Raw genomic sequence first — 12,666 nt, 5'->3', positions numbered from 1 at the left:
AGGTCGTATCGTTTTGAAATTACTCGTCATTGGTGCTGGTGCAGTTGGTGGATACTTTGGAGGTCGTCTCTTTGAAGCCGAAAAAGACGTTACCTTTCTCGTTCGCGAACAAAAGCGTCAGCAATTACAAGAAACTGGGCTTATTATTGAAAGTCCCCACGGAAATATCAACATTCATCCACCGCTGATCACAACAGAAGACAGCGGCAAGTTCGACATGATTTTACTTACGACAAAAGCGTATCATTTAGAACAAGCTATTCAAGACTTTAAACCATTCATGCATGACAAAACGATCGTCATTCCGCTTTTAAATGGCATTGCTCATTTAGAAACACTTGAGAGCTACATACCGAAGGAACAAGTTTTTGGAGGCGTATGCTTCATTGAGTCAACGCTAAAACAAGACGGAACGATTGTGCATCACGGCGACATGCATACGATGCTTTATGGCCCAAGAAATGAACAATCGCCATCGTCTACTGATGAACTAGAACAATTGTTCCAATCTGACAAAACAACGTTTGCCCTTCGTGAGAACATCGACTCAGATATGTGGCAAAAGTATATGCTCATTACAGTCCTTTCAGGGACGACAACGCTTTTTGATGCGAACATCGGTCAGATTAAGTCTTCTCAAAGTGCGATGAACGTTGCCGAAGCATTAATTACTGAAGTCGCAACCGTCATTGAACGCATTGATCCTTCTATGGACAGCGAACGATTACGTAAAAAAAGCCCTGAAACAATGGGACAACTTAAACGCTAGCTTTAAAGCGTCTATGCAACGAGACACAGAAAAAGGGCTCGCTGTCGAAGCTGATCACATCCCAGGTTACTTATATGTACAAGCGAAAGCTCATCAAATTGATACCCCCTATTTAGAAGTCGTCTATGGCAATCTCCAAGTCTATGAACAGAAACGAAAGGACGGTTCTTTATGATTAATCGTTTAAAGCGAGCAGAAATTGAACAATCACAAACGTGGGATCTTGACTCTTTATTTTCTAATGATGACAATTGGCAACACGCTTATGACGAATTTAGTAAGCAGCTTCCTAAGCTTGATGCGTATGAAGGACACGTAACAGAGTCAGCAAAAGCACTGCTTGAAGTGCTAACCTATCAAGAAGAATTGCAACAACAAATTGTACCGATTCAATCGTATGCTCACTTAAAGAGCGCAGCCGACGGAACCGATCCGAAGAACCAAGAGCTCTCAGGAAAAACATCACGCGTTCACTCCCGCATGCTTCGAGCGTTTGCATTTATTGAGTATGAGATTGCACAACTCTCAAAAGATGAGATAGAGCAATATTTTAATGAAGAGCCGGTATTGCGAGAATACGAGCGCTTTATTACGATGTGCCAAACGAACAAAAATCATTTGCTCTCAAAAGAAACCGAGCACGTATTAGCGTCACTTTCAGAAACATTACAAGCGCCGTACACGATTTACAAGCAAAGCAAAGCTGCTGACTTGAACTTCTCATCGTTTACCGATGACAAAGGCAACGAATACCCGTTATCACAAGCACTGTTTGAAGACAAATATGAACTTTCTAGCGATCCATCCATTCGTCGGAACGCATTTGTTCGGTTTTCAGAAGGGTTACGAAACTACAATCATACGTTTGCGAGTACGTTCGCCACTGAAGTGAATCGCCAAGTACAAGAGAGTCAACTGCGCGGGTATTCTTCTGTGCTTGATATGCTTCTTGACGACCAAGAAGTTGACCAAGACACATACCACCGTCAAATCAATACCATTTATGATCAACTAAGTCCTCACATGCAACGCTTTGCTAAGCTTAAGAAACGCATTCTCGGTCTCGATGAGATGACGTTCGCCGACTTAAAAGCCCCACTTGATCCGAACTACAACCCTGAAATGTCGTTTGATGACGCAATGGACGTCATTAAAGAAGCCTTACAAGTGATGGGTAGCGACTACGTGGACATGATTGAGAAAGCGCATGAAGAGCGCTGGGTTGACCAAGCGGATAACATCGGGAAGCAGACAGGTGCATTTTGCATGAGTCCGTATGGATATCATCCTTATATCTTATTAACGTGGACGAACATGATGCGCGGGACATTTATTCTAGCTCATGAACTTGGACACGCCGGACACTTTTATCATGCATATCAAAACCAACGAATCGGCACTTCTCGTCCTTCCAAGTACATGATTGAAGCGCCTTCTACAATGAATGAATTGTTGCTTGCTGATCATTTACTCAAACAAGCCGACTCTAACGAAATGAAACGTTTCGTCATTCTTTCGTTGCTCGGAACGTATTACCATAACTTTGTAACGCATTTGCTTGAAGCCCATTTCCAGCGAGAAGTGTATTTACTCGCTGAAGAAAATGTGATTTTAACGACTTCTAAGTTGAACGAATTGAAACGCGAAACGCTTAAAGGCTTTTGGGGAGATGCTGTGACGTTAAACGACGGTGCAGAACTTACGTGGATGCGTCAACCGCATTATTATATGGGGCTTTATCCGTACACGTACTCTGCAGGTCTTACCACTTCAACGTATGCATCACAGCGCATTCTTGAAGAAGGCCAACCTGCTGTCGATCGCTGGCTCGACATGATTAACGCAGGTGGTTCCAAACCACCACTCGAGCTTCTGCAAATGGCTGGAGTTGATATGAGCTCTTCAGCACCAATATCTGAAGCTGTCGCTCACGTTGGCTCTCTCATCTCAGAACTTGAACGTTCATTTGATTAACATGCAAAAAGAACCTATTTCCTTAGGTTCTTTTCTGTCTTTTTTTCTTTGTTTTTTTCTACATTATCTGTAAAAATACAAGTAACGGAAAGGTGTGACTGTAATGGCAAAGATTTACGTACTTCATGAAAATGATGAATGGACAGAACCGTTAAAAACCGCTCTGGAAGCGCTAAATGTCCCTTTTGAACTTTGGCATATGGCTGATGGTGCTTTTAACGTGTTAGACACGCCCCCTGAAGGCGTGTATTACAATCGAATGAGTGCCTCTTCACATACACGTGGTCATCGTTATGCACCCGAGTATACATCTGCTCTGTTGCACTGGTTAGAAAGCCATAACCGCATCGTATATAACGGCACACAGGCGTTGCAATTTGAACTCAACAAAGCTATGCAATATGCACATTTAGAAAAGAACAACATCCAAGTTCCAAAAACGTACGTTGCGATGAGCAAAGAAGACATCATCACAAGTGCAAAGAAAATGGACGGTCCTTTTATTACGAAACATAACCGAGCAGGTAAAGGACTCGGTGTACGTTTGTTTTATTCAATTCAAGGACTTGTTGAGTATTTAGACAATGAATTTGAGCCTTCAATTGATGGCATTACGTTGATTCAACAATACATCGAAAGTAAAACGAAAACGATTACCCGCTCTGAATTTATTGATGGCAAATTTCTTTATGCTGTTGAAGTCGATACGTCTGAAGGGTTTGAACTTTGTCCTGCTGATGCGTGCTCGATTGCGATTGATTCTTGCCCTACGACTGAAACGCCAAAGGAAAAATTCCGGATCTTATCTGAGTTTAATCCATCGTTAATTCAACAATATGAAGCATTTTTACGTGACGCACGCATACAATTTGCAGGGATTGAATCGATCCAAGACGAAGATGGGAATACGTACACGTACGACATTAATACGAACACGAACTACAATAGCGATGCAGAACAAAAAGTGAATCAATTCGGCATGAAAGAAATTGCACGATCACTTAAAAATCGTTTAGAACAAGAATTCCCCCAAGCAATTACGGGTACATTAACAGAAAAAAGTGGTGATTAGATTTGGCGAAAACATACAATAACCGAACAGACGTTCCCGATCATGAAAAGTGGGACTTAACCGACCTTTACAAAGATGAATCTGCGTGGCAAGAAGATGTGAAACAATCGTATGAACTTGCTGACAAACTTCAAACATTTAACGGAAAGATTGATGACAGCACTTCTCTTCTACAGTATTTAAAAACACAAGAAGAATTAAGCTTAATCGTACGTAAAGTGTTTGCATATGCGATGTTTCGTCAAGATATTGACACGAGAGATTCAAAAGCGCAAAAACTTAACGGTCAAACTGCTCAACTTAGTGTCAAAATCAGTGAATCGACCGCATTCTTTATGCCATTCTTATTAAGTTTAGAAAAGAAAACGCTAGAGCAATACATTCAAGAGGAAGCTGAGCTTGCTTATTTTGAAGATAGTTTATGGAAATCATTCCGGGAAAAAGAGCATGTGCTTTCAAAAGAACAAGAACAGCTGCTCTCACAACTGCACGAAACGTTCCAAGCCCCATCAAACACGTACAACATGTTTAACAACGCCGACATTTCATTTGGTGATGTAACAGATGAAGATGGGAATTCCGTGCAATTAACTCGGGGTATGTATTCGAAGCTCATTGAAGATGAAGACCGTACGAAGCGTCAAGAAGCGTATAAAGCGTATTATAAACCTTATGTTGAAATGAACAATACAATTGCGACGAACTACGCATCCGAAGTGAAGACAAACGCTGCACTTGCCAAGGTTCGCAACTACTCTTCTGCCTTAGGAGAAGCGTTATTTAGCGACGAGATCCCTGAGGAAGTGTATGACAATTTGTTGCAATCCGCAAAAGACAATAGCAAGCCGCTTCACGACTATGCAACGCTTCGCAAAGAACGACTCGGGATTGATGAACTACGTCAATATGATTTAAATGTACCAATTGTACAAGGCGTTAAAGCAGAAATCCCTTACGATGAGGCGTATGACACGATGTTAAAAGCGTTAGAGCCGCTCGGAGAAGACTATGTAGCTCAACTAAAACTGTTTCGAGGCAAACGTTACATCGACGTTCGAGAAACGAAAGGCAAACGTTCAGGTGCATACAACATGGGCGTTTATGGGGTTCACCCGTTTGTTCTTCTTAATCATCATGACGACTTGAACAGTTTGTTCACTCTCGTACATGAGATGGGTCATGCCCTTCATAGCCATTACTCAAGTAAAGAACAGCCACAAATCACCGCAAACTACAAAATCTTCGTTGCTGAAGTCGCATCAACGGTGAACGAAGTGCTTCTCATTCAATATTTACTCAAAAATACAGAAGATGAACGAATGAGAGCGTATTTACTCAATCATTTCATTGAACAGTTTAGAGGAACGTTCTTTACACAAGTCATGTTCGCGGACTTCGAGAAACAAACTCACGAACGTGCTGAGAACGGCGAACCACTCGATGCAGAGTCTTTAAATGAGCTTTATGAAGGATTATTCCGTACGTACTTCGGTGAAGAACTCGTCTTTGATGATGAAGTGAAATACGGTTGGTCTCGTATTCCTCACTTTTATCGTGCGTTTTATGTGTACCAATATGCGACAGGGTTCGTATCTGCGATTGACATTGCCATGCGCATCTTAGATGGTGACAAGGAAACACTCGACAATTATTTAACATTCCTCGCAAGCGGCAGCAAAAAGGACCCGCTCGAATTGCTAAACGAGACAGGGGTCGATTTAACGACTAGCGCCCCAGTTGAAAATGCGATGAAAATGTTTAAAGAAACGGTTGAGGAATTACGAGCAATGGACATCTAGACGAACGAAAACGACCGATACACGAATGTATCGGTCGTTTGTTATTAATCAGCAACGCCTAGTGCAATCTTAGCGTAACGAGACATCTTATCTTTCGTCCACGGTGGGTTCCAGACGATGCTCACTTCTACACCGTTAATCTCTTTGTTCTCTTGCAGGTCACTAAGTGCATTCTTCACTTCTGATTGAATCATGCCGGCTAATGGACAACCCATTGATGTGAGTGTCATAACGACCGTTGCGTTCATCTCTTCATCAAGTTGAATATCATAAACGAGACCTAAATTAACAATATCAACACCAAGTTCTGGGTCGATTACATTTTCCAATTCTGCAAATACACGTTCTCTTGTTTCTTCTAATAGTGCTTCATCTGCCATTTTCGTCACCTCTTTAATCAACAATCATTCTACTAATATCATACTTGAAAATGAAACAGAACTCAAACTTCTACGCTACAATTTGGAGTGAATGACTCATGTTACCTAGAACGTTCTATGAACGACCAACGCTCAACGTTGCACCAGAATTAATCGGTAAAGTTCTTACGATCATCCACGACGATGGCACACACCTTAAAGGTCGCATCGTTGAAGTCGAAGCGTACATCGGGCCCAAAGACCAGGCAAGCCATACGTATGGCGGTAAACAAACCGTACGCAATCAATCCATGTTCAAACGGGGCGGAACCGCCTATGTGTACATCATTTACGGTTTGCACCATTGTATGAACGTCGTCACGCGTGGTGCAGGTAAACCTGAAGGCGTACTTCTTCGAGCCGTTGAACCACTCGAAGGAATCGAGACGATGAGTAAGCGACGCTACGGCAAACCAATTGAGGAACTGACGAGACGTGAACGATTAAATCTTACGAACGGACCCGGAAAGTTCGGGCAAGCTTTTGGGGTTTCCCGTGACGAAATGGACGGGCATGACTTTTGTTCTTCTACCCTTTTCCTTGAAGACGGAAAACGAGGCACTGTTTTACGTTCAAAACGAATTGGCATCCCAAATAGCGGCGAAGCAAAAGATTATCTTTGGCGTTTTTATGAGGCCGACAACCCTTACGTCTCCAGACATCCTAAAGAGACTGAATAAACCGCTCCAAACGATCACACGCTTCTTTTAAGTTGTCCATACTGTATGCGTACGACAAGCGCACGTAGCCTTCTCCGTAATCAGAGAATGCCGTCCCAGGTACGACAGCAAGTTTTTCTTGTTCAAGCAATGTAACGGCAAAGTCAAACGACGTTAACCCTGTTTTCTCAATCGACGGGAACAAATAAAAAGCGCCCTTCGGTAACGTATAAGAAATCCCCATAGCATCCAAGCGTTCCATCACATAGTTTCGTCGCACGACGTACGCATCTTTCATGGCGTTTGCATCATCTTTTCCATTCGTCAGTGCAGCAAGTGCGGCATATTGAGAAATCGATGTTGGACACGAGACGTTGTATTGATGAACTTTTAGTGCGTGTTGAATCAATGACTCAGGTCCGAATAAGAACCCAATCCGCCAACCTGTCATGCTATGCGATTTGGAAACGCCGTTAATTACGAACGTTCGTTCTCTCATTTCTCCAATCGTTGCAATCGAACGATGAAATCCTTCATAGACGAGTTCACTATAAATCTCATCACTAATGACAAACACGTTCGGGTGTTCTCTTAATACGTCAACAATCTCTTGTAATTCCGCTTCTTCAAGCATGACCCCCGTCGGATTTGAAGGATACGGTAAAATAACCGCTTTCGTTTTGCTCGTAATCGCTTCTCGTAAGGCATTGGCTGTAAGTGTAAAGTTCGTTTCTCTCGTATCAACGAATACTGGCTTTCCACCCTTCAACGTAATGAGTGGTTCATACGCTGGGTAGACAGGAGCGGGAATAATGACTTCGTCATCTGTTGTAATGAGCGTTCGCACTGCAAGATCGAGCGCTTGACTTGCGCCCACAGTCGTAATGACTTCGCTTTTAGCGTTATAGCTCAATCCGTATTTTTCTTTCACAAAGTCAGCAGCCGCAATTCTGAGCGGTTCAATGCCTTGATTCGGTGTATACGTCGTTGCACCCTCTTCGATCGCTTTAATGGCACTTTTCTTAACGTGATCTGGCGTCGGAAAGTCTGGTTGACCGAGCGTTAGTTGGACGGCGCCTTCAACTGTACTCACTCGATTAAAGAATTGACGGATTCCAGACGTTTTTATGGCTTTCACTTGTTCATCGATTAAAAGTTCGTTATGATTCACGTTTATCATCCTTTTGCAAATGGTTCGTTTAGAAAACATTGTCGCATACTCTTTAGATTTTTTTTGTACAATGAATAATTGAGGTGATTAGATGGCACGTCCTGATGAACGAGTACTCATGAATGTTGACGGGTATCAATTTAAAAAAGCTAAAAAAGCAAATCACGTCTTTGTGACAACGCCTGAAGGTGTGAATGTGACGCTTGATGCTAAGGTGCTTCAACAATTTATTGCGTCACTTGAGAGCGATGAAAACACGAAAAAACAATTTGGGCTCTAATCGCCAGATTGTTTTTCATAAAAACACGTTAAAAATGAACTCGTTATGGGTAAGTTATAGGATATGCCATTCTACTACACTTTACATTTTGAAGGGAGGAAGCGTAAGGGTGACTCGCTCATCTTTACGAACTCAATGGCAAACCACTATACATACGAGACGAAAAGACCGAACATCGTTTTTGCAATCTCCGCTGTTCTCGTAGCGTCATTCGTACTTTGGGGTGCACTTAGTCCAGGTTCCCTTGAAACCGCTGCGAATACAGCACTAGACTTTATGATTGAAACGTTCGGTTGGTATTACATGATTATTACCGCTATTTTCGTAGCATTATCATTATTCTTAGTAGTAAGTCCTTTCGGTAAAATCCGCTTAGGAAAATCAGATGATCGTCCAGAATACAACTATCCGACGTGGGTCGGGATGATCTTCGCCGCTGGAATCGGCGTTGGTTTCGTTTTCTGGGGCGTTGCCGAACCGGTCCTTTATTTTGACGATCCACCTGACAACATTGCTCCAGGTACGGATCAATCAGCGATCGTTGGCCTTCGTTACGGCGTCTTTCACTGGTCACTTCACGTATGGGCAATTTTTGGCTTAGTCGGACTCGTGCTTGCATACGTTCAATTTAGAAAGAATCAGCCTGCACTCATCAGCTCCGCGTTTTCCACACTTTTCGGGAAACAAATGCAAGGTTGGGCAGGGAAAAGCATCGATATCTTTGCTGTCATAGCAACCGCAATGGGTGTCGCAACAACATTCGGACTTAGCGCACTGCAAATGTCGGGAGGACTTTCTTACATATCTCCTCTCGAAAACAACTTCTTAACACAATTTACAATTATCGCTATTGTTACCGTGTTATTTATGGTTTCAGCGGCTACAGGGGTTAACCGAGGAATTAAGTATTTGAGTAATGTGAACCTAGTCTTAGCATCGATCTTATTATTATTTGTCATTTTTGTAGGACCTACGCTGTTTATTGCTGATAACTTCGTTCAAGTGCTCGGTGGCTACATCGCTAACATTATTCCGATGAGTTTACAAATGACTCCTTACTCGGATAGCGATTGGCTAGGAAACAATACGATTTTCTTCTGGGCTTGGCATATGTCTTGGGCACCATTTATCGGATTGTTTATCGCAAGGATCTCTAGAGGTCGTACAGTCAGAGAATTTATGATGGGCGTTCTTCTTCTACCTTCTCTCGTTGGTGTGATTTGGTTTACAGCGTTTGGTAGTACAGGGCTACACCAAGAGATCTTTGGTGGAACGGGCATTTCTTCGATCGTTGCAGAAAGCCCTGAAGTTGCACTGTTCGATATGTTATCGAACATGCCGCTCGCATTTATCTCAAGCGTGCTTGCGTTTATTCTCATCGGGATTTTCTTTATCACCTCTGCCGACTCGGCTTCTTACGTACTAGGCGTTATGACAAGTCAAGGTGGATTAAAGCCGATGATTTCAATCAAGTTCATCTGGGGAGTTCTTATTGCAGGTACTGCAAGTGTACTTCTCCTCACTGGAGGACTTGAAGGGTTACAAACCGCCGCCATCGTGTCCGCATTACCGTTTAGTTTCATAATGCTCGGTATGCTAGCTTGTATGCTCATCTTAATGACACGAGATTTAAAAGAAATTCGAGAACAAGCGAAAGAAACAGAACGAAATGAAATTAAACAAGACTTACGCGATGAGCTCTATGACGACTTGAAAGAAGAAGTATATGAAGAGATTCGTAACGACATCTCTGAAACGAAAAGCGCTCCATCAGTCGAAGAAAACGACACGGATGATCACAACCCAAAAAAAGAATAAATCGTTAAGAAGAACATCGGCCAATCGTGGCTGGTGTTCTTCTTTTCTTTACACATTGCTGTTATACTCAGGTTGACTCCAACTTGAAAGGGGCGACTCTTATGTGTTTATGTATTGCAGTCATTGATCTGCCCTCTAGTCTTACGCTAACGAACTAAAAAAAGACTAAGGGGAATAGAGCATGTTATTTCAAGAAAAATTAATTCAAGACGTTACAAACATTTGCCAGGTCGATGGTTCAATCGCCGCTGCTATGATGTATGGCTCATTTACGAAAGGCGAAGGCGATGCGCATTCAGACGTGGAATTTTATATCTTCGTTAAAGATCATCAAATGAATGCGTTCGATTCACATAAGTGGGTGACGAACCTTTTCACGACAGACCTGATATATAATAACGAATACGGTACGTTGGTAGCGATCTTTAGCAACCTCGTGCGTGGAGAGTTTCACTTTCTCCCGCAATCTGAAATGAATATAATCGAAGCGTTTAAGCAGACTGGTTCATTTCCAAAAGCCGATCAGATGTTTATTTACGATGATACCGACCAATTATATGAGTTATTAGAACACTTAAGCGGTGACGGACCGAATTGGAAAACAAACGAACACGTAAATGATGCTTTTAACAACTTTGTTAACCTATGGATCTTTGGTGTTAACGTGTTGAAACGAGGAGAACACGCCCGCTCACTCGACATTCTCTCACGAGTCCAAAACGAAGTATTGAACTATTACGGATTCAAGAAAATACCGTTGAACGTTGGATAAATGCTACTAAAAACCTTGAGCACGATTTAAGTGAACATTCCTACGAGAATTACAGACGAACAACAGCCTCACTTGATCGCGAATCTTTAGTTTACGCCTACGATTATGCTCTTCGTTTCGTTGAGAGCCTTCACGCTGACTTAGTAAGAAGTTATGATCTTCATTTGCATGAACACACGCTCATGAAAATGCACGCCCATCTAGGAGAATAACTAAAAAGGATAGGAAAAGCAGCTCTACTGCTCTCCTATCCTTTTTTATCGCGATTTAGTATGGATCGGATGACTGTCCCATTTCACGAGACTTTTCTACACCTTCGTCGTGTTTGTCTTTCGTACTTGCGATATGGTTTTTGATGCCTTCTTCTAGGCGTTTCCCGTATTCTGAATCTGCCTCTGTACAATGCTTAATCATCGTTTGTTGAATCGATTCATGCGCATCTGCAAGTGCTCCCGAAAGGTTTAAAATAAGATCCTCCCGCTCCCAATCGTTAAATCGTCTCCACGTTTCCCCTGCTTGACCGAAGTTGTTCGGACGATCGATCGACTCACGCACAAGCTTGCCGCTAATCTCAGGTTCATGGAATTTACGGTTCGTACGATCGGCTTCTTTTAAGCTTCCTAATAGCGACGGTTCATAGTTAATATGTGGGTCATGACTCGGTGGCGTATCGACGTGATAGCCATTTGCCCGTCTCGTTGATTTGTTGCCACTCGTTTCTTCGGTGCGTTAATCGGTAATTGCAAATAGTTCGCGCCAACACGATAACGCTGTGTATCTGAGTACGAGAACGTACGACCTTGTAGCATCTTGTCATCTGAGAAGTCCAATCCGTCTACTAAGACCCCTGTCCCAAACGCTGCTTGTTCAACTTCCGCGAAATAGTTTTGCGGATTTTTGTTCAACGTCATTTTACCGACTTTGTACCATGGGAACTCGTCACGATACCACAACTTCGTATCATCTAACGGATCAAAGTCTAACTCTTTATGTTCTCCGTCTTCCATAATCTGAACGTGCAACTCCCATTCTGGATAGTTGCCATCTTCTATGGCTTTATATAAATCTTCCGTTGCATGATTAAAGTTTTGTGATTGAATGTCATCGGCTTCTTTTTGCGATAAGTTTTGAATGCCTTGGAGTGGCTCCCAATGATACTTTACGAGTACCGCTTTGCCTTCTGCGTTGACCCATTTGTAAGTGTTCACACCAGAGCCTTGCATTTGACGGTAATTTGCGGGAATGCCCCACGGTGAGAACAAAAATGTAATCATATGTGTTGATTCTGGGCTTGAAGCGATAAAATCAAAAAAACCGCTCCATATCTTGGACGTTCGTTAGCGGATCCGGTTTAAATGCATGCACCATATCTGGGAACTTGATCGCATCACGAATAAAGAATATTTTTAAGTTGTTTCCAACTAGGTCCCAGTTTCCATCTTCTGTATAGAATTTCACAGCAAACCCACGAGGATCGCGCAGCGTTTCTGGGGAATGTGTGCCGTGAATAACGGTTGAAAACCTGACAAAAACCGGTGTTTTTGCTTCTGTATTCGTAAACACTTTCGCTCTCGTATAGTTTGAAATCGGCTCGTCGCCAATTTTCCCGTAAGATTCAAAGTATCCGTGCGCACCTGCTCCACGCCCGTGAACGACTCGTTCTGGAATACGCTCACGATCAAAATGACTCATCTTTTCAAGAAAATCATAATTCTCAAGCGTGGACGGTCCTCGATTGCCAACCGTACGTATGTTCTGGTTGTCTTTCACCGGTTGCCCTTGTCGGTTCGTTAGCGTCTCTTCTGTTTCATTTTCGGCCATGCGCTTGTCATTCGCATCCCCGGCTCCATCAGCATTTGTTCCAAAGCCTCGTTGTGTATGTTTTTCTTCGTCCATTTGTTAAGCTCCTTTCTAATCACGGTTATGATTAGCA

General features: G+C 42.6%; 10 protein-coding genes and 2 pseudogenes. 9 read left to right on the top strand and 3 right to left on the bottom strand.

All coding sequences use genetic code 11. The annotated features are described in order from the left end of the window. Window positions 1-13 precede the first annotated feature (13 nt). The 5 genes from JCM19055_RS15755 (at window position 14) to pepF (JCM19055_RS15740) (ending at window position 5,614) form a co-directional block, all read left to right on the top strand. Complete coding sequence (locus tag JCM19055_RS15755) at window positions 14-769, top strand: ketopantoate reductase family protein (protein WP_193745465.1); 756 nt, start codon at window positions 14-16, stop codon at window positions 767-769. Between the two features lie 13 nt (window positions 770-782). Further along, window positions 783-944, top strand: a complete 162-nt coding sequence (locus JCM19055_RS30035) for a ketopantoate reductase C-terminal domain-containing protein (RefSeq protein ID WP_265182242.1) — start codon at window positions 783-785, stop codon at window positions 942-944. Further along, window positions 941-2,743, top strand: a complete 1,803-nt coding sequence (gene pepF, locus JCM19055_RS15750) for an oligoendopeptidase F (protein WP_042360401.1) — start codon at window positions 941-943, stop codon at window positions 2,741-2,743. The genes JCM19055_RS30035 and pepF (JCM19055_RS15750) overlap by 4 nt, the downstream gene beginning before the upstream one ends. Window positions 2,744-2,846: 103 nt before the next feature. Next, entirely contained in the window at window positions 2,847-3,815 is a 969-nt protein-coding gene (locus JCM19055_RS15745; RefSeq protein WP_042360400.1) for a RimK family alpha-L-glutamate ligase, read from the top strand. Between the two features lie 2 nt (window positions 3,816-3,817). Next, window positions 3,818-5,614 (top strand): oligoendopeptidase F, encoded by a 1,797-nt coding sequence (pepF, locus tag JCM19055_RS15740; RefSeq protein ID WP_042360399.1) that lies wholly within the window; start codon window positions 3,818-3,820, stop codon window positions 5,612-5,614. A gap of 44 nt (window positions 5,615-5,658) precedes the next feature. On the opposite strand, the gene JCM19055_RS15735 is transcribed toward pepF (JCM19055_RS15740), so the two are convergent. Next, window positions 5,659-5,994, bottom strand: coding sequence for a metal-sulfur cluster assembly factor (locus JCM19055_RS15735; protein WP_042360398.1), 336 nt, complete (start codon window positions 5,992-5,994; stop codon window positions 5,659-5,661). A 98-nt stretch (window positions 5,995-6,092) separates the two neighbouring features. Here JCM19055_RS15735 and JCM19055_RS15730 point away from each other — a divergent pair, with 98 nt between their 5' ends. After that, a complete protein-coding gene (locus JCM19055_RS15730) occupies window positions 6,093-6,713 on the top strand; it encodes a DNA-3-methyladenine glycosylase (protein ID WP_042360397.1) in 621 nt (206 codons plus the stop codon). Here JCM19055_RS15730 and JCM19055_RS15725 read toward each other — a convergent pair. Further along, complete coding sequence (locus JCM19055_RS15725) at window positions 6,697-7,872, bottom strand: aminotransferase A (protein ID WP_042360448.1); 1,176 nt, start codon at window positions 7,870-7,872, stop codon at window positions 6,697-6,699. The two genes, JCM19055_RS15730 and JCM19055_RS15725, sit on opposite strands and share 17 nt — an antisense overlap. A gap of 82 nt (window positions 7,873-7,954) precedes the next feature. On the opposite strand from JCM19055_RS15725, the gene JCM19055_RS15720 reads away from it, so the two are divergent. The 3 genes and pseudogenes from JCM19055_RS15720 to JCM19055_RS15710 all read left to right on the top strand — a co-directional run bounded on the left by JCM19055_RS15720 (window position 7,955) and on the right by JCM19055_RS15710 (window position 10,945). Then, window positions 7,955-8,143, top strand: a complete 189-nt coding sequence (locus JCM19055_RS15720) for a hypothetical protein (RefSeq protein ID WP_042360396.1) — start codon at window positions 7,955-7,957, stop codon at window positions 8,141-8,143. 135 nt (window positions 8,144-8,278) lie between these two features. After that, window positions 8,279-9,961, top strand: coding sequence for a BCCT family transporter (locus tag JCM19055_RS15715; protein WP_042360395.1), 1,683 nt, complete (start codon window positions 8,279-8,281; stop codon window positions 9,959-9,961). 181 nt (window positions 9,962-10,142) lie between these two features. Next, window positions 10,143-10,945 (top strand): annotated as a pseudogene (locus JCM19055_RS15710) (nucleotidyltransferase). Between the two features lie 55 nt (window positions 10,946-11,000). Here JCM19055_RS15710 and JCM19055_RS15705 read toward each other — a convergent pair. Beyond that, window positions 11,001-12,554, bottom strand: a pseudogene (locus JCM19055_RS15705) (catalase). Window positions 12,555-12,666 lie beyond the last annotated feature (112 nt).

Source organism: Geomicrobium sp. JCM 19055 (assembly GCF_000698185.1).
GTDB lineage: Bacteria > Bacillota > Bacilli > Bacillales > Marinococcaceae > Geomicrobium_A > Geomicrobium_A sediminis.
This window is presented reverse-complemented; position numbering and strand designations above follow the sequence as displayed.

Excerpts from the sequence above, each read along its gene's own strand:
- JCM19055_RS30035 (WP_265182242.1), top strand. The coding sequence starts at position 783 with ATGCAACGAGACACAGAAAAAGGGCTCGCTGTCGAAGCTGATCACATC.
- JCM19055_RS15725 (WP_042360448.1), bottom strand. The coding sequence starts at position 7,872 with ATGATAAACGTGAATCATAACGAACTTTTAATCGATGAACAAGTGAAA.
- pepF (WP_042360401.1), top strand. The coding sequence starts at position 941 with ATGATTAATCGTTTAAAGCGAGCAGAAATTGAACAATCACAAACGTGG.
- JCM19055_RS15745 (WP_042360400.1), top strand. The coding sequence starts at position 2,847 with ATGGCAAAGATTTACGTACTTCATGAAAATGATGAATGGACAGAACCG.
- JCM19055_RS15715 (WP_042360395.1), top strand. The coding sequence starts at position 8,279 with ATGGCAAACCACTATACATACGAGACGAAAAGACCGAACATCGTTTTT.
- JCM19055_RS15735 (WP_042360398.1), bottom strand. The coding sequence starts at position 5,994 with ATGGCAGATGAAGCACTATTAGAAGAAACAAGAGAACGTGTATTTGCA.
- JCM19055_RS15720 (WP_042360396.1), top strand. The coding sequence starts at position 7,955 with ATGGCACGTCCTGATGAACGAGTACTCATGAATGTTGACGGGTATCAA.
- JCM19055_RS15730 (WP_042360397.1), top strand. The coding sequence starts at position 6,093 with ATGTTACCTAGAACGTTCTATGAACGACCAACGCTCAACGTTGCACCA.